The 20,364-nt window shown below is 42.7% G+C and carries 15 protein-coding genes and 1 pseudogene; 10 read left to right on the top strand and 6 right to left on the bottom strand.

What is annotated here, in order from left to right; genetic code table 11:
* Window positions 1-69: 69 nt before the first annotated feature.
* The 5 genes from SWP_RS05920 to SWP_RS05900 form a co-directional block, all read right to left on the bottom strand.
* Entirely contained in the window at window positions 70-735 is a 666-nt protein-coding gene (locus SWP_RS05920) for a riboflavin synthase (RefSeq protein WP_020911505.1), read from the bottom strand.
* A 4-nt stretch (window positions 736-739) separates the two neighbouring features.
* A complete protein-coding gene (ribD, locus tag SWP_RS05915) occupies window positions 740-1,861 on the bottom strand; it encodes a bifunctional diaminohydroxyphosphoribosylaminopyrimidine deaminase/5-amino-6-(5-phosphoribosylamino)uracil reductase RibD (protein WP_020911504.1) in 1,122 nt (373 codons plus the stop codon).
* Window positions 1,862-1,908: 47 nt separating this feature from the next.
* Window positions 1,909-2,358, bottom strand: coding sequence for a transcriptional regulator NrdR (gene nrdR / locus SWP_RS05910; protein ID WP_020911503.1), 450 nt, complete (start codon window positions 2,356-2,358; stop codon window positions 1,909-1,911).
* Between the two features lie 118 nt (window positions 2,359-2,476).
* Window positions 2,477-3,733 carry a serine hydroxymethyltransferase gene (gene glyA / locus SWP_RS05905; RefSeq protein WP_020911502.1) on the bottom strand — a complete coding sequence of 419 codons (1,257 nt, stop codon included), beginning with the start codon at window positions 3,731-3,733 and terminating at the stop codon, window positions 2,477-2,479.
* 318 nt (window positions 3,734-4,051) lie between these two features.
* Window positions 4,052-5,722 (bottom strand): DUF3943 domain-containing protein, encoded by a 1,671-nt coding sequence (locus SWP_RS05900; RefSeq protein ID WP_020911501.1) that lies wholly within the window; start codon window positions 5,720-5,722, stop codon window positions 4,052-4,054.
* A 255-nt stretch (window positions 5,723-5,977) separates the two neighbouring features.
* Between SWP_RS05900 and ettA the strand changes: the two genes are divergently transcribed.
* From ettA to SWP_RS05865, 8 genes are all read left to right on the top strand, one after another.
* The gene (gene ettA / locus SWP_RS05895; RefSeq protein WP_020911500.1) at window positions 5,978-7,645 is read left to right on the top strand and encodes an energy-dependent translational throttle protein EttA; all 1,668 of its coding nucleotides are present in this window, start codon (window positions 5,978-5,980) and stop codon (window positions 7,643-7,645) included.
* Window positions 7,646-7,881: 236 nt separating this feature from the next.
* A complete protein-coding gene (locus SWP_RS05890; protein WP_020911499.1) occupies window positions 7,882-9,099 on the top strand; it encodes a hypothetical protein in 1,218 nt (405 codons plus the stop codon).
* Between the two features lie 102 nt (window positions 9,100-9,201).
* Window positions 9,202-9,351: a hypothetical protein gene (locus tag SWP_RS24120; RefSeq protein ID WP_187148542.1), complete on the top strand. Its 150-nt coding sequence runs from the start codon at window positions 9,202-9,204 to the stop codon at window positions 9,349-9,351.
* A 185-nt stretch (window positions 9,352-9,536) separates the two neighbouring features.
* Window positions 9,537-10,655, top strand: a complete 1,119-nt coding sequence (locus tag SWP_RS05885; protein ID WP_020911497.1) for an acyltransferase family protein — start codon at window positions 9,537-9,539, stop codon at window positions 10,653-10,655.
* A gap of 49 nt (window positions 10,656-10,704) precedes the next feature.
* Window positions 10,705-11,772, top strand: a complete 1,068-nt coding sequence (locus SWP_RS05880) for a shewanella-like protein phosphatase (RefSeq protein WP_420804966.1) — start codon at window positions 10,705-10,707, stop codon at window positions 11,770-11,772.
* 1,024 nt (window positions 11,773-12,796) lie between these two features.
* A complete protein-coding gene (locus SWP_RS05875) occupies window positions 12,797-13,900 on the top strand; it encodes an efflux RND transporter periplasmic adaptor subunit (RefSeq protein ID WP_020911495.1) in 1,104 nt (367 codons plus the stop codon).
* Window positions 13,901-17,005, top strand: a complete 3,105-nt coding sequence (locus SWP_RS05870; protein ID WP_020911494.1) for a multidrug efflux RND transporter permease subunit — start codon at window positions 13,901-13,903, stop codon at window positions 17,003-17,005.
* Window positions 17,006-17,473: 468 nt separating this feature from the next.
* Window positions 17,474-17,959 carry a VOC family protein gene (locus tag SWP_RS05865; RefSeq protein ID WP_044555710.1) on the top strand — a complete coding sequence of 162 codons (486 nt, stop codon included), beginning with the start codon at window positions 17,474-17,476 and terminating at the stop codon, window positions 17,957-17,959.
* A 300-nt stretch (window positions 17,960-18,259) separates the two neighbouring features.
* On the opposite strand, the gene SWP_RS05860 is transcribed toward SWP_RS05865, so the two are convergent.
* Window positions 18,260-18,886, bottom strand: coding sequence for a hypothetical protein (locus tag SWP_RS05860; protein ID WP_020911491.1), 627 nt, complete (start codon window positions 18,884-18,886; stop codon window positions 18,260-18,262).
* A 573-nt stretch (window positions 18,887-19,459) separates the two neighbouring features.
* Here SWP_RS05860 and SWP_RS23375 point away from each other — a divergent pair.
* Together SWP_RS23375 and SWP_RS05855 are read left to right on the top strand one after the other, a co-directional pair.
* Window positions 19,460-19,585: pseudogene (locus tag SWP_RS23375) on the top strand (glyoxalase); the annotation flags it as partial.
* A gap of 222 nt (window positions 19,586-19,807) precedes the next feature.
* Entirely contained in the window at window positions 19,808-20,221 is a 414-nt protein-coding gene (locus SWP_RS05855) for a hypothetical protein (RefSeq protein WP_020911489.1), read from the top strand.
* Window positions 20,222-20,364 lie beyond the last annotated feature (143 nt).

Genomic DNA, 20,364 nt, shown 5'->3' with positions numbered 1-20,364 from the left:
AATGTAATGTTTATTTTGTAGGATTTTCTAATGACAAATACTATCGTTAAAATAGTCTTAAGCCAGTTTTTATCTTAAAAACCCTGAGCGAGCTAACAAATCCATAGTAACTTCTGACTTCGGTTGCTCTGCTTGCTGCTCTGATGAATAACTCATCAACCTTTCTAAGTGCCGGGCAATAAGGTCAACTTCGATATTGACGCTATCACCTGGTTTTAAATCTATTAACGTTGTTTCGCCTGCGGTATGAGGCACTATGGTCAGTCTAAAACGATGCCCTTGCACTTCATTAACCGTCAAACTGACACCATCGATTGTGATCGAACCTTTATGAGCAATATAGCGCCCGAGCTCTGCAGGAGGTGTCAGCCAAAACTCTATGGCTTGGCCTCGTACTTGTCTATCATCCACATGAGCGATGCCATCAACATGGCCGCTGACCATATGCCCACCAAGACGAGTTGTCGGAGTGACCGCTTTCTCTAAGTTTACAGCAGTGCCAACGGCGTAATGAGCAAAGCCTGTTAAACTAACCGTTTCGGCAGATATATCCGCAACATAACCATCAGCTAGCTGCTCAACAACCGTTAAACACACACCATTTGTTGCGATACTATCACCTAGCTTTACATCCGACAGATCAAGCTTGCCGCTTGCAACGGTTAATCTAATGTCATCACCACGGCGTTCTACTTTACGCAGATGGCCTACCGATTCAATAATTCCAGTAAACATAAAGTTAGTTACTCATTCTTAATGTTAAGCGGGTATCTTTACCCACTTTTCGTTCATCTATTACGTCAATGTTTGGGATTTCTGACATTTTCTCGAAATCAGGCAGAGCAAGTAGATCTCTGCCTCCAGCACCAAGTATCTTCATCGCTTGGTATAAAATTATTTCATCGACGCAATGACTCGCTACAAATGCCCCAGCAAGAGTCGCGCCAGCCTCCACCAACACTGAATTGCAGGTTTTACCTAACAATGTAAGTAAAGCTTGCAGTTCCACTCGGTTATCTGTGGCAGGCAAAACTTGATGACTCACATGAGCAGGCCAAGCAGACTTTACAGATTCAGGGTAGTCACGAGTACTCACAAGTAAAACAGGGCTGGTTACACTAAAGATCGCCAATTCAGCATCTAGCCTAGCTTGGCTGTCTAATATTACACGCAAAGGCTGATGCACTTCTGCTGGTGCGATCTCATTTGATAAAGATCCCAGCTCACTGTGACGTACATTTAAACTAGGGTTGTCGGCCAAGACAGTTTCAACACCAGTTATCAAAGCACAGTGCCTCGCACGAATTCGCTGCACGTCTCTTCGAGCTTCTGGACCTGTAATCCATTTTGACTCACCGTTAGATAACGCCGTTTTTCCATCAAGGCTAGCGGCTAACTTGACAGTCACCCATGGCAAGCCTTGCTGCATTCGCTTTAAAAAACCAAGGTTAACCTGTTTAGCAGCATCGGTTAATAAACCGACATCAACCTGAATGCCAGCATCCTGCAGCATGGCTATGCCGCGGCCTGATACTTGCGGATTAGGATCTGTAACTGCAACCACGACCCGGCTCACTCCAGCCTCAATGAGTGCTTTAGCACAAGGAGGAGTGCGGCCGTAATGGCTGCAAGGCTCAAGAGTAACGTAGGCGGTTGCGCCTTTGGCATCATTACCTGCCATATTAAGTGCGTAAACTTCTGCGTGAGGACCGCCAGCGCGAATATGATAACCCTCACCGACAATCACGCTATCTTTAACGATGACGCTGCCAACACACGGATTGGGTCTGGTGGTGTAGAGCCCTTTTTGTGCTAACTCAATAGCTAGGCTCATCATTTGATTGTCTTCAGTTGACCACATAATGTAGCGAGTTCCGATTAATCAATTAAGCTAATAAATGGGTACGACTATTTCTGCAAGTTAGCAATAGCTTCGCCAAATTCTGACACATCTTCAAACGCGCGATAAACCGATGCAAAACGTATGTAGGCCACTTTATCGAGATTAACCAACTGGTCCATCATTAAATTACCAATCATCTCAGATTTAACTTCTCGCTCACCAGTTGCACGTAGTGTTGATTTAATCTTAGTTAAAGACTGTTCAATTTGATCCATCGATACAGGTCTTTTTTCTACGGCTCGAAGCATGCCACCACGGAGCTTTTCTTCATCGAAAGGCTGTCGGCTACCATCTTGCTTCACCACTCGAGGCATAACAAGTTCAGCACCTTCAAAGGTGGTATAACGCTCATGGCACTGAACACACTCTCTACGACGACGTACTTGATGACCATCAGCGACAAGTCGCGAATCAATTACTTTAGTGTCTGTTGCGCTGCAAAATGGACAATGCATCTGGCCTCCGGTCAGTTATTAAGTTGAACTAAATGCTTGTATCAAATTTGGCTGAAATGCCAACAAAAATGGCCGCATAAATGCGGCCATTAAAGTTTACCTGATTTAACGCTTAAGGTTAACCGTAAACAGGGAACTTAGCGCATAATTCAAGAACCTGCGCCTTCACTCGCTCGCTAACAGCAAGATCGCTAATATCATCAAGGACGTCACACATCCAGTTGGTCAATAATACTGATTCTTGTTCACCAAAACCACGACGGGTAATAGCTGGAGAACCAATACGCAGACCTGATGTTACAAATGGTGAGCGTGGGTCGTTCGGCACTGAGTTTTTGTTAACCGTGATATTTGCGTTACCAAGTGCAGCGTCAGCATCTTTACCCGTCATATCTTTGCTTATCAAATCAAGCAAAAATAGGTGGTTATCGGTACCACCAGAAACAACATCATAGCCGCGTTCAATGAAAGTGCGTGCCATTGCTTTTGCATTAACAACCACTTGCTCTTGGTATGTTGTAAATTCAGGGTCAAGTGCTTCTTTAAAGGCTACCGCTTTAGCTGCAATAACGTGCATCAAAGGGCCACCTTGGCCACCTGGGAATACAGCTGAGTTTAACTTCTTGTAAATAGCTTCATCATCAATAGCAGATAAGATCAAACCGCCACGTGGGCCAGCTAGTGTCTTATGCGTTGTAGTTGTCACTACATGCGCATGAGGCAATGGGTTAGGATAGATACCAGCAGCAACAAGGCCAGCAACGTGAGCCATATCGACAAATAGGTAAGCACCTACTTTATCTGCGATTTCACGGAACTTGCCCCAATCAACGATACCTGAATATGCACTGAAACCTGCAATAATCATTTTAGGCTTATGTTCAACAGCTAAACGCTCAACTTCAGCGTAATCAATTTTGCCTGTTGATTCGTCAATACCGTACTGAACAGCATTGTATAACTTGCCAGAGAAGCTAACGTGTGAACCGTGAGTTAAATGACCACCATGAGCAAGGCTCATACCTAGTACGGTATCACCACCTTCTAGAAGTGCCATGAATACTGCCGCATTAGCCTGTGAACCAGAATGTGGTTGTACGTTAGCGTACGTTGCGCCAAACAACTCTTTTGCGCGTGAAATCGCTAATTCTTCAACGATATCAACATGCTCACAGCCGCCATAATAACGCTTACCAGGGTAACCTTCGGCATACTTGTTAGTAAGCTGAGTACCTTGTGCTTCAATAACGCGAGGACTTGTATAGTTTTCTGAAGCAATGAGTTCGATGTGCTCTTCTTGACGACGAGTTTCATCTTCAATCGCTGCAAACAGTTGTGGATCGTAATCCGCGATATTCATGTCTTTTTTCAGCATTATTCACTCCAGCTGTAAATTCTTATAGTAGGGTTGCGCGGTATGATACAGCGCAATTGATCACAATCCCAGCATTAGAATCATGAAATTACTTGCATTTATGGATGAGTTAAACTTATGCAAGTAAAAATTATTCATACAAATAGCCTCAGCGGTTGTATTACATAGAAAAATCATCTTTACTCTATCGATTCATCATCTTGTGACAAAAACGCAAAAAACTCTGTTCTAAAAATTGACCAACAAACTGCACTCTTTACCCGCAGAGGAAGATTAGGCTGGTTTAATCCCTATTGAATTGACTAACGATTTGCACCACTAATACCTGAATGCCAACCGCAAACTAGTGCGACTTTCGCTATCATCATTTCGGTGATAAATATTAATATTGTCGATCCCTGTCAAGGTACCACTGCGATCGATATGCTCGTAATGCACGCTGAGGCCGAGCGCTTTTGATAGAGGAGCCCGCAGATAAACTTCATACCGATCCCTTGCATCTTTAAAATCTAAATCACTCTTATTCGGGTTCCAATCACTGCTGCGATTAAACTCTTTATCGTCAATCGAGTCCCAACGCTGCGAGGTCACTTTCAACCCTAAGAGTAACTCTCTGTAACTGGCTTCAAACTTTACTTTTGCGGTATGTCCCAATCCATAAGCATAACCCCCCTCCCATAGTACTGACTTAGTCCCCCAAAACTGTCCCCCTGCAGCACGATAGCTTTTCTCCGCAAACGGTTTAACCATACTAAAATCACCAAAAATATCGCCGCGAACACTGATAGCAAAATCAGCATTTTTCCACTCACCTCCAACCGATAAACCAATCACATTTATCGCCGCAAAAAAATCCTCTTCATCTTCTTGGCCTAAACTTGAGTACTCGATGCCCATAGAGGGGCCAAAAAACCAACTATGTCCCCATGACTCACGGGAACCTGTCACCGGTTTAACCTGTTGAGTGTACCCACCTAGAAAAAGTGAAGAAGACAACTGCCAATCTTCAACCCCCTCTTGAGAGATCCCCAATTCCATATTGAGTTCTACCTGACTTGGCGTCGCAGACAGTGCATCGTATTGCCCTTGTATGCTATCAATACTCGCATCGACACCTAGCAATATCGTCGAAGTCGAAATATCTGCAGCTTCTTTAATTGAATGAAGTGCGCCAGTGTATATATCGAATCTATCTTGCGCTTTTTGTCTGTCAAAGCGATTAGGGCTGCTATAACCAAACCAACCGCGTATTGCGCGCGACGGATTAAATACTGCAGCAAAGGTCGCAGGTACCCAGCCTTCTTTACTATCGAGCATCTCGCCCAATTGAAAAAAGCTCTCTCCTAATACTGAACCGCCAAATGTAGTCACAACCTGATCATTAACGCTCACAACCTCTTTGTACTCGGCAAATACTTCCCATATTCCAGATGCTATAAAATTACCGAGCATAGACTCGTAATAGTTGAAGTTATAGTTACGAAAGGCTTGATGGTATAGCGCGCCCGCGTAGGCATGCCCCCAATTCATACCAATTTCGTTATCATCTAACTTCCAAGATTCCGTTGTCACTATACGATCAAGAAAGTACTGGCCAGCATTGCCTTCAATCTCATAGTCAAAGTCCTCTTTCATGCTCTCTTCACCAGATTGATAGAGCAACTCTCCAATAACCAATACAGTCGTTATCTCCGCAAGCGCGCCCCACCAATCCTTTTCGACTAATTGCGGTAGCGTTGTAACCGTATCAACAGCCGGATCAGCTGCCATCGCCACACTGCGATTCATAATTAACGGATGGGTAGCAACTGAGCTTGTATGAAAAGGCGGCACAGAAAAAGAAATTGGAGCTGATACCATACGACTCGATCGCATTGGTATTGCAGATGTAGACACAAGATAAGATAGACCGTCGGCCTTTACTGCACTTAGGGGCGCGTTGAGCGCCAACACTGCAGTACAGAGTACTGTGCATTTTTTCGTATTCAATTTAATCCCTTAAATGACTAACTCATATCGCTGACGTTCAATAATTAATGCAGGCTTTTTCGTTATCTATCCATCACCAACTAGTGCTGCAATGAAACCTCACATGTAACAGTTATGTTACATGTGTTTTATGTAAATAGCATTTATCGCAAACCATACTTTTGTTCATTGGCAGCCGCGAAATCTAAAGTTCAGATTTAAGTTCCGTGGCGATTCAAGTAGAATCGTCGCCATTCCCAGTCAAAGAGAAATGAAATGGCTCAGTTTGTATACAGCATGCTTAGAGTGGGCAAGATTGTTCCACCTAAAAAGCAAATTCTAAAAGATATCTCCTTAAGTTTTTTCCCAGGAGCCAAAATTGGTGTCTTGGGCCTTAACGGTTCAGGTAAATCAACTCTACTTCGTATTATGGCCGGCCTCGATACCGAAATCGAAGGTGAAGCAAGGCCAATGCAAGATCTTAAAATTGGTTACCTACCGCAAGAACCTAAACTCGATCCGAGCCAAACAGTGCGAGAAGCGATTGAAGAAGCGGTTTCTGATGCTAAAAACGCACTCGTACGTTTAGATGAGGTTTATGCGCTTTACGCAGAACCAGATGCTGACTTCGATGCGCTAGCTAAAGAACAAGGCCAGCTTGAAGCGATTATCCAATCACAAGATGCACATAACCTTGATGTGGTATTAGAACGTGCTGCCAATGCACTGCGCCTTCCTGATTGGGATGAAAAAATTGAAGTACTATCTGGTGGTGAAAGACGCCGTGTCGCTATCTGTCGTTTATTACTTGAAAAGCCAGATATGCTGCTACTTGATGAACCGACCAACCACTTGGATGCTGAATCTGTCGCTTGGTTAGAGCGTTTCTTACAAGATTATACTGGCACTGTGGTCGCAATTACCCACGATAGATATTTCCTCGATAATGCAGCGGGTTGGATTTTAGAACTCGATCGCGGCGAAGGGATCCCGTGGGAAGGCAACTACTCCTCTTGGCTAGAACAGAAAGACGCGCGTTTACAACAAGAGTCTGCGACCCAGAGTGCTCGACAAAAAACCATTGCTAAAGAACTCGAGTGGGTACGTCAAGGCGCCAAAGGCAGACAGTCTAAAGGTAAGGCTCGTATGGCTCGTTTTGAAGAGCTTAATACCAATGACTACCAAAAACGTAACGAAACCAATGAGCTATTCATTCCGCCAGGGCCTCGTTTAGGTGATAAAGTTATTGAGATCAATAACCTGACAAAATCATACGGCGACCGAGTACTGATTGATGATTTAAGCTTTTCGGTTCCCAAAGGCGCCATCGTTGGTATTATCGGCGCTAACGGTGCTGGTAAATCTACGCTGTTCAAAATGATTTCAGGCGCTGAGCAACCTGATAGCGGCAGTGTTGAGTTAGGTGAATCGGTACAAATTGCCTCGGTTGAGCAATTCCGTGATTCAATGAACGATAAAAATACTGTCTGGCAAGAGATCTCCGAAGGCCAAGACATCATGCGTATTAACAATACCGAGATCCCAAGCCGAGCTTATGTTGGCCGCTTTAACTTCCGTGGTGGCGATCAGCAAAAAATTATTGGCACCCTATCCGGTGGTGAACGTAACCGTGTCCATTTAGCCAAGCTGCTACAGGCTGGTGGTAACGTGTTACTGCTCGATGAACCAACCAATGATTTGGACGTTGAAACCTTACGTGCGCTTGAGGAAGCTTTATTAGAGTTCCCAGGCTGCGCTATGGTGATCTCACATGACCGCTGGTTCTTAGACCGTATAGCCACTCACATTCTTGATTACCGTGATGAGGGTAAAGTTAACTTCTATGAAGGTAACTACACCGAGTACTCTGCATGGCTGAAAGACACCTTAGGCACAGACGTAGTCGAGCCGCACCGCTTAAAGTACAAGCGCATGACTAAATAGTCATTGCCGCCCCCAAAATCAAAACAGAGACTTCGGTCTCTGTTTTTGTTTCTACGAGTCAGTTTCCCACCATCCATTAAATTAACAGCAGAACAATGCACAATCTATTTGTATAGTTAATTTAACTGCAGTAGTATACTTTATACATTATACCAAGCAGTGTTATTCGATAATTTTTGTACTGTCGAGGCTACAAACGTTGGTGATTCAGTGGATAATTTTAAACGGAGTTTTCAGTGAGATACGGTTTAATTCCCCTTGCGGTTATTTGTTTATTCTCGAGCAACTCATTTGCAACATTAAAAGTAATAACCCCTGCCGAGGAAGATCAGTTTGAGCAAATAGAGAGCCAATATGATATAGACTCTGAGCTGATCTCTGTTAATGATAAATTTTCACAATTAAATAAGCGCTCCTACGATATCCAAGAGTTAGAAGATAAAATTGCGCTTAATCAAGCGCAATACCAAAAACTTATTACTCAGCTGCCCAACAAAATTTTAGCTAAAAGTGATATGAGTAATTTCTACGCCCAGATAGAAAACAATATTAATTCAACTGCTAACTTAACCCTAAAAATAGAAATTGATTCTGCAGCACTGAAGCGACAAAGCCTTTCTATTCAGGGAGAATTCGAGGCGGTAAATAAGCGCAGGCAGCAGAAAAGCCAGCAACTATTTGAACTCAAAACTGACATAATCAACCGATTAATCAGCGACCTCTCGAAAACCACAAGTAACCACCCAGTTAATATTAATGGCTCCACAAAATGTTCTAAGTTTCAATCAATCGCTGATTGCTTAAAAGAATCTAAAAGCCAGATCCTGTCGAGTACTCGTAATAAATCACCATTCTTAAACGACAAAAGCGTTTTACTTTCTTATCAAGTTGTTGATGCCAACATGAATATGGCAGGTGATCTGCGCTATAAAGTAGCAATGAACTTTAAGCCCTCTTATAACAGTAAAATTGATACGGTTCTAAATGAAAAGCTAGGCTTGCGCTCGGCAATGGTGACACTCGTCAGCAACGTGCCAGCAGATTGGTTTATCAATGGTAAAAAAATTGGTTCAGGTAAAGAGCTATTTCATGAAATGCCCCTAGGTAAACATGGCATTTTGGCTTCTTACCAAAATAATGATAAATCCAGCGTAGAAAAAATCGAAGGTAACGGTGTGTTCAGCTATAACTTCAAAGATAGTAAGCAGCCAAAAGTACTCAAAGTGAGCAATAGTGTTGAGCGATTACCCAGTGTGGAAGTGGCAAAAGGTAATATCAAACCTAAGAAAAAAGCTAAATTCACTCTTCTTGCCGATAACACGACAATACCTACACCTGAGAAACAAAAACAGACAAACACAGAATCAGAAAAAGGCTATGAGTATTTCATCGGTGTAGCACCGTCATCTAAGCAACAAAATATCGAATTTAGCAATGAACCTATTAATAAATAACCTAAGGCAGTAGCCTGTTTTTTGCCTAGCTCACTAGGGGCTGTTGATCTTTCACGGTTGTTTTTGCCGCAGTTTATTGGCTATTTTGACAAGGCGGAGGCTATGCCGTTTAGTTATTCTCCACAAATAGCCTACAACACAGTAAAAATAGTCAAGAAACGCGGCCCTTTGGGTTCGATTCAATGCTTCTATTACGGTGTTATGAGCTTTTCACTTAGCCGGCTAAGCTTTATCGCTCAAGCCTTGTACTAGAAACATTATTCCTTACGGTAAAGAACCGAACAAAAACTAAGCTCGAAAGATCAACAGCCCCTAATCAAATAATAAGCTAGGCTAAGCTGTATTCACGACATTGTTGCATTTTCACAACAAAATAACTCTAATTATGAGATGCTAAGTGTTAAACCAGTGAATTAACAATAATAAGAGCCAATGCCATGGATGAAAAACTCACTCAAGCTCAAGGCAACCCCACCGACCCAACAGCAAAGCCGATCGCGACAGAAAAGAAGCCAAAAAAATTCTTAAATAGTATTAACCACTTCCGCGGTATAGCTATTATTTTTATCGTAATGGCGCACTGTTATCGACCAGCGGGATGGGAAATCGAAACCTTTGCCGATAAAGCTTGGTTTAACTTGATGATGAACGGCACCGTATTTTTTGTCTTCATTTCAGGATTTCTGTTTCACCATGTGTTTTATCATCGCTGGGACTACAAAAAGTATATGAAAAGCAAAACAAAATTTGTTTTTCTACCCTATTTATTACTATCAATACCATGGATTGTTTGGCATTTAACAGTTGGCACCGATCCGGCGTTTCATGTGCTTTACGCCGATATTACAGCGCCTGCTCAAGCTGCTAGTTGGTATGTTATCACCGGACGCACCCTAACTGCTTACTGGTATATCCCTATGGGGATGATGCTGTTTGCGCTGTCTCCTTGGGTAATGTATTTGATCAAAAAGCAGCAAGTAATGTACTGGGCTCTGGCACTGCTAGTGATTGCTATTCTAGTTCACAGACCAATTTCAAACCTCAATGCTATTCAATCACTCGTCTATTTCTTACCTTGTTATTTATTAGGTGTTTGGGGCTCTGCTCATCGAGATAAACTGTTTCCATTCATTGATAAATATTGGTTACTAATGCTAATTTCTGCTATTTCTCTAGCGCTGATTCAAGCACAATTTTTTGGTGCAGGGGTACTCAACAAAGCCGCATTCGAAATGACAGTTCCCGATCTAATGTTGCCACAAAAGTTGCTACTGACATTAGTGATATTGGCGCTGCTAAATAAGTTTGAACATATCTCTATTGCTCCGTTACAAAAACTGGCTGAAGTCAGTTTTGCTATTTACTTCATCCACCCGTGGCTCACCACACCATGGTGGATGATTTATAACAGCCCAGATCTGTTTGGGCTTGCAGGCAAAGGCAATATATTGACTACGCTAATCGTCACCCTCTTGGTAGTTGCGATCTCCTATATGATTGCATTATTAATTAAGAAATTGATGAGTAAGCGTAGCCGTTACCTAATTGGTTGGTAACCGCTAACCCTATAATTCCGACAATAATAAGAGAAGTAACACAGAAATGATGAATAGTATTTTTCGCCCTGTAATACTTGGGCTTGCATTTATTACCACTGCAGCGATTTCAAATGACAAAGCTGAATTTGATGGTCCTTATGTGATAACACCAGCATCATCAAGTCAAAGCACTGCTTACTGGGTGTGTAACAACAAACTCAAAAGCACCGCTGTTATAGAACAACAAGTGAAGCGACCAAAAAGCTGTGGCCAACTCCCTCAGGCCACCACTTCAGCAGAGATAAAACAGGTAATGCCTGATACATACTCTGGCATTAAAAAAGTCGTCGCCCTAAGCGATGTACATGGCCAATTTGATGTGCTTATCACATTGCTGACAAACCAAAAGATTATCGATGATGAAGGTAATTGGGCTTTTGGTAATGGCCATATGGTAATGACCGGCGATATCTTTGATCGTGGTCACCAAGTCAATGAAGTGCTGTGGTTTATGTATAAACTCGACCAACAAGCAAGAGATGCTGGCGGCATGGTGCATCTGTTAATGGGTAACCATGAACAGATGGTACTCGGTGGAGACTTACGTTATGTACATAAGCGTTATGATGTTGCCGCAAAACTGCTTAATCGCCCCTACGACAAACTTTACGGTGCTGATACAGAGATAGGACAATGGCTCAGAAGTAAAAATACCATCATCAAGATCAACGATGTGCTCTATATGCATGGGGGGATCAGCAGCGAGTGGATAAGTCGAAACCTTACATTAGCGAGAGCTAACAAACTTTATAGACAACATGTAGATGCTTCAAAGCAATCACGTAAAGCCGATGATGAGCTCAACTTTTTGTTCTTTGGCAATGGTCCTACATGGTATAGAGGTTACTTTTCAGAAGAATTTACCGAAACTGAACTGGACACCATACTCAACCATTTTGATGTTAAACGTATTGTCGTTGGCCATACATCTCAAGAACGAATTTTAGGCCTGTTTAATAATAAAGTGATTGCTGTTGATACCAGCATCAAAAAAGGCCAATCAGGTGAACTGCTTCTATTAGAAAACAAGCAGCTTACGCGTGGCTTGTATAACGGTAGCCGTGAGAATCTATAACCAGCAGCAATAACGACACAACACCAGTGGCCAAATTACAACTGGGTAACCCACTGGTGTAAAATACAACTATACATAACCGAGATAGCTACAAATCTAATTGCCTGCAACAAGGGGCTGTTGATTTCTCATGGTTATTTTTGCCGCAGTTTATTGACTATTTTAACAAGGCAGAGGTTATGCGGTTTAGTCATTCCCCACAAATAACCTGTAACGCAGTAAAAATAGCCAAGAAGCCCGGCCCTTCGGATTGTTTCAATACTTTTATCACTGCGTTACGAGTTTTCACTTAGCTCGCTAAGCATCATTGCTCAAGCCTTGCCCTAAAAGCATAATTCCTCACGGTAAAGAATCGAACAAAAACTAAGCTAGAAAAATCAACAGCCCCTAATAATAGGAGATTTTATTTTAATACCAATTGCATTAAGTATTTGACCATTTCAGAGCCCCTCAGCCTTTTCAATTCAAAGCACTTTGGTAAAGAAATGGTCATTTCCTTTTTAAGACAATGCAAAGCAGAAGTGGAAAGACTGAGGGGCTCACGAAGTGCGGCTGAGGTTAAACAAATTGGCAAACGCTGTATGCTTTGCTATGGGATTTGGATATACGACTAAATGGTCTATTTTGTTCCATACAAAATAAGACATTCCGGCCCTCCTTGGCGGTCAGATTAAGGAGGTACGAGACCAAGGGTGGTCGAAGGTAGAATAATGCAGGAGCAATTATCGAGAGCGAAGCAGGATGCCAGAGCCGAGAATAACGATTAGCTCAAATCCCACTACTTGCCTACAGCGTTTTGAATTGCCGCTGAATGGTCAAACTTTTAATGCAATTGGTATAATTAAACCCAAAAGATGAAAACAGAAAGATCATTCCATCACTACAAATGTTAAAAACCGATCATTTAAGTTAGCAATCTGTAAACAATTAAATGCTAATTTTCTTTACTTTACATTGCTTTACCCTACTCGAGCTGTTTTTTTTCTAAAATAGGCTCAACTTTGGCAGCGTTAAGTAATCATTCATGAAAGCATCATTTTTTGTTATACCCACCTTACTTTTATTGGCGGCTACGCTGACCTATAGCAGTTTATCTGAGGCCAAACGACCTGCGGCAAAAGATCGGGCTGCACGCACGGTTCCGGTTATTACAGGAATTGTTGACCAGCATGAACTCGCCCAGTCACTTTCTCTTGTGGGAAAGTTAGATGCTGAAGAGTCTGTCTTTATCGCACCGCAGATTGCTGGCAAGATCCGTTCAATTAATGTCAGCTCAGATCAAGATATCACAGCGGGTCAACTGTTAGTTCAACTTGATGATGCTAAAGCTCAAGCCGCACTGGCAGAAGCTGCTAGCTACCTAGCCGATGAGAAACGTAAGCTCACCGAATTTTCAAAACTGATTAGCCGTAACGCCATTACTCAAACAGAGATCGATGCCCAAAAAGCCAGTGTCGACATGGCAACCGCTAGGCTTGCCGCAGCGCAAGCCGACCTTGATTATCATTATCTAAGCGCCCCCTTCTCTGGCACTGCTGGTCTAATTGATTTTAGCCAAGGAAAAATGGTCACCGCGGGTACAGAATTACTTACCTTGGACGATCTATCTAGCATGCGTTTAGATCTGCAAATACCAGAGCATTACCTCGCCATGCTGAGCCCCGGCATGAATGTGTTAGCGACCAGCAGAGCCTGGCCAGATACCCAATTTGCCGGCAAAGTGACGGCTATTGATTCTCGTGTCAACCAAGACACTCTTAACCTTCGAGTAAGAGTGCAGTTTGACAATCCACAGCATCACCTCAAACCTGGCATGATGATGTCAGCAACCTTGGTATTTCCTAGTGTCTCAGAGCCTGTTATTCCTGTACAAGCACTTGAATACTCAGGCACCAACCGCTTTGTATATGTCGTCGGTGACGATGGGCTATCCAAGCGCACTAAAGTCACCCTAGGTGCACGTATCGACAATGAAGTATTGATCAGCGATGGTCTAGCCATTGGCGATAAAGTTGTAGTACAAGGGCTGGTTAATATGCGTGATGGACTGCGGGTTGAAGATCTCACTAATTCAGCCATTGCCAAAGATGCTGAAAAACAGACAGAGCAAGCGCGAGGTAGCATCTAAATGTGGTTATCTGATGTATCCGTCAAGCGCCCTGTTGTCGCCATTGTTTTAAGCTTATTACTGTGTGTTTTTGGCGCAGTCTCGTTCAGTAAACTCGCTGTTCGTGAAATGCCAGACGTTGAAAGCCCGGTTGTTACTGTGATGACGACCTATGAGGGTGCATCAGCAACCATCATGGAAAGCCAAATCACCACCGCACTTGAAGATGAACTCACCGGTATTAGTGGCGTCGACCAAATAGAGTCTGTGACCCGTAACGGCATGAGCCGCATTACTGTAACCTTTTTCTTAGGTTGGGATCTTACTGAAGGTGTCAGTGACGTACGTGACGCCGTTGCAAGAGCTCAACGTCGACTGCCCGATGAGGCAAACGACCCTATCGTATCGAAAGATAACGGCACAGGAGAGCCGTCAGTTTACGTCAATCTCAGCTCCTCTATCATGGATAGAACTCAGCTTACCGACTACGCCCAACGCGTACTCGAAGACCGTTTTAGTTTAATTAGCGGCGTCAGTAGTGTCGACATTTCCGGCGGCCTATACAAAGTAATGTACGTTCAGCTAAAACCTGAGTTGATGGCTGGCAGGCAAGTGACCGCCAGTGACATCATTAAGGTACTTAATCTAGAAAACGTCGAAACACCAGGCGGTGAGGTCAGAAATGACACCACTGTCATGGCAGTAAGAACGGCGAGGTTATATCAAAAACCAGAGGACTTTGATTATTTAGTGCTCCGCCGTGCAAGCGACGGTACACCAGTCTATTTAAAGGATGTTGCCGATGTATTTATTGGCGCAGAAAATGAAAATTCAACCTTTAAAAGTGACGGTGTGGTTAACATCAGTTTAGGTGTTGTGCCGCAATCAGATGCTAACCCGCTAGAAGTTGCCCAAGATGTGCATAAAGAGGTGGACCGCATTCAGCAGTTCTTACCAGAGGGCACTAAGCTCATTGTTGATTACGACTCTACCGTTTTTATCGACCGCTCAATTGATGAAGTGTTTAATACGTTAGCCGTCACCGCTCTATTGGTGATAATGGTGCTATATATTTTTATCGGTCAGGCGCGCGCCACGCTTATTCCCGCTGTTACCGTTCCGGTATCGCTTATCTCAGCATTTATCGCCGCCAATAGCTTAGGCTTTTCAATTAACCTGCTGACCTTAATGGCCCTCATTTTATCGATTGGCTTAGTGGTCGATGATGCCATCGTGGTGGTTGAGAACATCTTTCATCACATTGAAAAAGGTGAGCCGCCCATCCTAGCAGCTTACAAAGGCACTCGAGAAGTCGGTTTTGCAGTTGTGGCAACCACTGCGGTATTGGTGATGGTGTTTCTGCCAATCTCCTTTATGGAGGGGATGGTTGGTCTACTGTTTACCGAGTTCTCAGTCATGCTCGCTGTATCGGTGATTTTCTCCTCCATTGTGGCACTCACCCTAACCCCAGTACTGGGCAGTAAGTTATTAAAGGCCAATGTAAAACCAAGTCGTTTTAACATGTGGGTTGAAGCTAAATTCGCACGGCTAGAACAGCTCTATCGCCGAGTCGTTAGCAAAGCAGTGTCATTAAGACTGGCTGCGCCTTTAGTCATCATCGCTTGTATTGTCGGTAGCGGAATCTTGATGAAACAAGTCCCAGCTCAACTTGCCCCACAAGAAGATAGAGGGGTAATTTTTGCCTTTATCAAAGGCGCTGAAGGCACAAGCTACAACCGCATGGCCGCCAATATGGAGATAGCAGAGAAAAAGCTAATGCCACTTTTAGGCCAAGGTGTCGTCAAATCTTTTAGTATTCAAGCGCCCGCTTTTGGTGGCCGTGCTGGCGACCAAACCGGCTTTGTGATTATTCAGCTTGAAGACTGGAATGAGCGAACCGTTAATGCACAGCAAGCGTTAGGAGTTGTTGCCAAAGCACTAAAAGGGATCCCCGATGTGATGGTGCGACCAATGCTGCCAGGCTTTAGAGGCGGCTCCAGTGAGCCAGTACAGTTTGTTCTTGGTGGCTCTGACTATAAAGAGTTATTCAAATGGGCAACAGCATTAGAGGAAGAGGCACTATATAGCCCTATCCTAGAAGGCCCGGAAATTGACTATAAAGAGACGACACCAGAGCTTGTGGTAACCGTTGACCGTGAGCGAGCAGCCGAACTGGGAGTCAGCGTCGCAGAGGTGTCAGAAACACTTGAGGTTATGTTAGGTGGCCGCAGTGAAACCACGTTTGTGGAGCGCGGTGAAGAGTATGACGTATATCTTCGTGGTGATGAAAATAGCTTTAATAGCGTAGCCGATCTTAGCCAGATCTATATGCGCTCAGCCAAGGGGGAGCTTATCACCCTAGATACTATCACCCATATTGAAGAGGTCGCGTCAGCGCAAAAGCTTAGCCACAACAACAAACAAAAATCGATAACCCTAAAAGCCAACTTAGGTGAAGGCTACACTTTAGGTGAGGCGTTAGACTTTTTAGATCAAAAAGCCATTGAGATGCTACCAAGTGACATCTCCGTTGCTTACACCGGCGAGTCAAAGGACTTCAAAGAGAATCAAAGCAGCGTGTTCATGGTGTTTGGTTTAGCTCTGCTGGTTGCATATTTAGTGCTAGCGGCACAATTTGAAAGTTTCATTAACCCATTAGTGGTGATGTTTACGGTACCAATGGGTGTCTTCGGTGGCTTCTTAGGACTCTATTTAACTGGACAAGGACTAAACATCTATAGCCAAATCGGCATGATCATGCTTATTGGTATGGTGACCAAAAACGGCATTTTAATTGTCGAGTTTGCCAACCAATTGAGAGATAAAGGTTTAGCGATAGAGCAAGCTATTATTGACGCCTCAGCGAGACGTTTACGTCCTATTCTTATGACTGCATTCACGACGCTAATTGGTGCTATACCACTCATTATGTCTACGGGCGCAGGCTCTGAAAGCCGTATAGCAGTGGGGACAGTGGTATTCTTCGGTATGGCATTTGCTACATTCGTTACCCTACTTATCATACCCGCCATGTATCGATTGATCTCAGGCGCAACTAAATCGCCAGGATACGTCGAAGCCCAGCTAGATAAAGCAATTGCTGAGCAAGCACTCAAGCAGCAATAGCCACTGCACTAACAGCAACTTTAATCATAAAGGGCTTATCATTACTGATAAGCCCTTTTTACACCTCAATTTCGTCGAACCGTATTAATAACATAAAGTTATCATTCTTATAAAATTTGATAATTTTTATAAATAGTAACTCCCACCTATAATTCTTCCATCGAAACAAACAAGCAATTATACCAATCAGTATAAGAAGTTGATCTACTCAGAGCGTTTTTGGCACGCTAATTCAAGGCGAATAAATGACATAATGGTTATTCCCTTATGAGTTTATTCAACGCAGAAGTAGCAAGCCAAAAACACTCCTAAAGGCGAGTTTTAGCGACTTTGATGCTGCGTTAATGAATTTGAACGTAGAATAACTATGCTCTTCATTCATTGCCTTACCTCAAAGTCGCTAAACTCTCGCTGAGCGATCAAATCTTTATACTGATTGGTATTACACAGCAGAATTTGAGGTAAGTTATGAAGATGAATCATATAGGAATCATGGTTGGTAACATGGATCAAGCCGTTGAGTTTTACACTAAAGCACTTGGTCTTAAAGTCGTTATGGGCAACACTCAGGTTAAAGAAGAGCGCGAAACCGCAATAGGTAGAATGTGCGTAGCAGTATTTGGTGAAGGCTTTAAAGGTTTCAATATCGCTCACTTAGTGACTACCGACGGTATTGGCGTTGAGTTATTTGAAATGAAACAGCGCCAAGAGCGCCATGAAGTCGACTTCTCACGCATTGGGATCTTCCATTTCTGTTTGCAAACTGATGACTTCCACGCTGTTATTGAGCGTACTCAGCAACTAGGCGGAAAAGTGCGTATGGACATCATGCGCTACCACCCAGAAGATGACAGCAAGCAGGCTAAAATGGTCTATCTAGAAGACCCATTTGGCAACTTATTCGAGCTTTACTCGCACAGTTACGAAGAAACTTACGCGTCTGATTACGAGTAATTTCACAGTACGCGCAGCAGCGTAACACCTAACATTAAAAGGACTGGCACATTGTGTCTGTCCTTTTTGTTTGGTGCCTATCTTTGCGGGGCGTTAGCGGCTCACAAGTCAGCGTAGATCTTGCTGACTCGAAAATGGACAAAAGTGAGTTTGGATTTTAGGCATGCCTATTTCGGATTAATTTTTGTATGGCTAATCTCTAACCCCTAAGCACGAAGCCCTATTCTCATGGTCACCTCTTTTCGCTAGTTTATCTAACTAAAAGGTGCTTAGGAAATCAGTGGCTTACCAACGTGTGAATCAGTCTATATTCCTTGCAACATCGCTGTTCGACTCATGTCCCAATTCAGCCTTTTCACCCACCGGCTTCAGAATCTGCATAGTTTCTTGATGTTGCGATGATTGTGTGGCTTTTAACTCTTGTATTTCCTTTGTGTTGTTCTGGATAGCTTGTCGCTGTTCCTCAGAATGAATTTCTATCGCTCGATATAGTGATTCTGGGATATTGATATCGGAGTTTAACGAAACAACAATTGCTACGATTGAAAATACTACAGATAGCCCCATTGCAGCGATAGAAACCCAAAGGGCCTTCTTAGCTTGATTGCTTGCGGCAAGTGAAGAATCTCTAGCATGTTTTAGCTCTTCATAATCGATTAATCGAAAATGATCGTCTGTTGAACAATATAAAAGTACATTTAAAGCAGAGTTGTCATGGGTGTGATTTGAATTAAGAGTTCTTGCACAGGAGGCAAAAGCCGAGTGATTGCTGTTATGTGTGAAAAGTTGCTTACTAGCAATTAAATACAATACCTTTTGCTGCTCTTCTAGAGATAACTCAAGCTCCTCAAATATTTCATTTGCAGAAAATGATATTTTAGAAGTCCCATACCTTAGCACCCGAATCAATAGGTGATTTTCTTCCATGAGGTTTATTTCCCTTTTTTCTGAATCGCGACTAGATTAGATAGTCACTATGCAGCCATACAAAAGTTTGGTCATTGCTGCGATAGTAGCATCCATCCCAGCTCAAGTTAATAACTTACTTTGGGGCAGAAGTGTGTTACTGCTAATCCGTTTCTGCCTGCAAAAAAATGTCAGGAATTATCAAACTTTAATATGAACACATATTAAAAGTGATTTTTGATAATGGTGCTCTAAAGATCACGACTGCTGCAAATGAAATGATGAGGTCAGGTTACATAGTTATATTTTATGCTAAAGATAAGTTTCAGCAGTATCTTATGTAGTGGCCAAAGAAGTAAATGTGAAGCGAGAGTCTTTAAGATAATAGATGGCGCAGTCAAAAATACGCATGATATTGAGTTCCGAAATATTACTGTATCGCTATCGTGAGGTTGAGAATTTCTCATATTATTTAGTTATTATTCACAAATTTTTATTAATGACCATTGAGAATGGGTGAAAACCTCGGTGAGGCAAGAATTCCAAGGTGTTTCACAGTATTCTCATAGAGTTTGTGTGTAAGGGTGGTTGTTCATGCGCTACCACCCAGAAGATGACAGCAAGCAGGCTAAAATGGTCTATCTTAAAGATCCATTCGGCAACCTATTTGAGTTGTACTCGCACACTTATGAAGAAACTTACGCGTCTGATTACGAATAAGTATTTTGGCGACTTTACAGTAAGAGGGTTGGCTATATGCCAGCCCTTTTTAATATTTGTACTAACCTAAATTAAGTCAGATCCTTATGGCCGCAGTTTCAGCGTCAATAACTCAAAAACACGTTATCGAAAGACGAAAAAACTGATAGCGCTGAGAGCTAGCCATAATGACTATCCATCAGATAGTATAAAGTGGCAGGCAATTTAACAAGGAAGGAACCTATGCCGAAGTATCTCGTTTTAAGTTTATTGCTGTTTAGTTGCCATGTAAGCTCCGCGGATAATTTCGAACAATTGCTGCAGAAAAATATTGCTTCCCTCAGTGAGAAAGTCTTTAAATCAGCAGATAATGAGCAGCTGTTAGATGACTATAATCAAAAAAGAATGTCATTTATTAACTTTGCCGAAGACAACGTTTTTTCATGTGGATTTATCGGCTTACCTTATCAGCCAACACCAAAAATACTGTACCAGCTAACCTATCAAACCAGCAAAGAAACTTGGACACCCTTAGCTAATAATCATAATGTTATATCGTATTGGCAGGTTAACTATCATAAGTGCCAATGGATAACGTGCAAGTCGCTACTATTGAGTTCTGCTTTAATTGACATGGAGGCACATGAAGTCATTTAGGATAATGCTAGCAATTGGGCTCATTCTGTTTGGGATAATCGAGTTAAGTGTTCAATCAATAAGCCTGCGGTGGCCAATAAGCTCATTGATTGTAGGAGTCGCTTTTTTACTGTCTTGCGTATCGTTTAAATCGAATAATCAAA

This window comes from Shewanella piezotolerans WP3, from assembly GCF_000014885.1.
GTDB lineage: Bacteria > Pseudomonadota > Gammaproteobacteria > Enterobacterales > Shewanellaceae > Shewanella > Shewanella piezotolerans.
This window is presented reverse-complemented; position numbering and strand designations above follow the sequence as displayed.

Bases quoted from the DNA above. Each gene is read 5' to 3' on its own strand.
- SWP_RS05920 (WP_020911505.1), bottom strand. From the start codon at position 735: ATGTTTACTGGAATTATTGAATCGGTAGGCCATCTGCGTAAAGTAGAA.
- ribD (WP_020911504.1), bottom strand. From the start codon at position 1,861: ATGTGGTCAACTGAAGACAATCAAATGATGAGCCTAGCTATTGAGTTA.
- nrdR (WP_020911503.1), bottom strand. From the start codon at position 2,358: ATGCATTGTCCATTTTGCAGCGCAACAGACACTAAAGTAATTGATTCG.
- glyA (WP_020911502.1), bottom strand. From the start codon at position 3,733: ATGCTGAAAAAAGACATGAATATCGCGGATTACGATCCACAACTGTTT.
- ettA (WP_020911500.1), top strand. From the start codon at position 5,978: ATGGCTCAGTTTGTATACAGCATGCTTAGAGTGGGCAAGATTGTTCCA.
- SWP_RS24120 (WP_187148542.1), top strand. From the start codon at position 9,202: ATGCCGTTTAGTTATTCTCCACAAATAGCCTACAACACAGTAAAAATA.
- SWP_RS05885 (WP_020911497.1), top strand. From the start codon at position 9,537: ATGGATGAAAAACTCACTCAAGCTCAAGGCAACCCCACCGACCCAACA.
- SWP_RS05880 (WP_420804966.1), top strand. From the start codon at position 10,705: ATGAATAGTATTTTTCGCCCTGTAATACTTGGGCTTGCATTTATTACC.
- SWP_RS05875 (WP_020911495.1), top strand. From the start codon at position 12,797: ATGAAAGCATCATTTTTTGTTATACCCACCTTACTTTTATTGGCGGCT.
- SWP_RS05870 (WP_020911494.1), top strand. From the start codon at position 13,901: ATGTGGTTATCTGATGTATCCGTCAAGCGCCCTGTTGTCGCCATTGTT.
- SWP_RS05865 (WP_044555710.1), top strand. From the start codon at position 17,474: ATGAAGATGAATCATATAGGAATCATGGTTGGTAACATGGATCAAGCC.
- SWP_RS05860 (WP_020911491.1), bottom strand. From the start codon at position 18,886: ATGGAAGAAAATCACCTATTGATTCGGGTGCTAAGGTATGGGACTTCT.
- SWP_RS05855 (WP_020911489.1), top strand. From the start codon at position 19,808: ATGCCGAAGTATCTCGTTTTAAGTTTATTGCTGTTTAGTTGCCATGTA.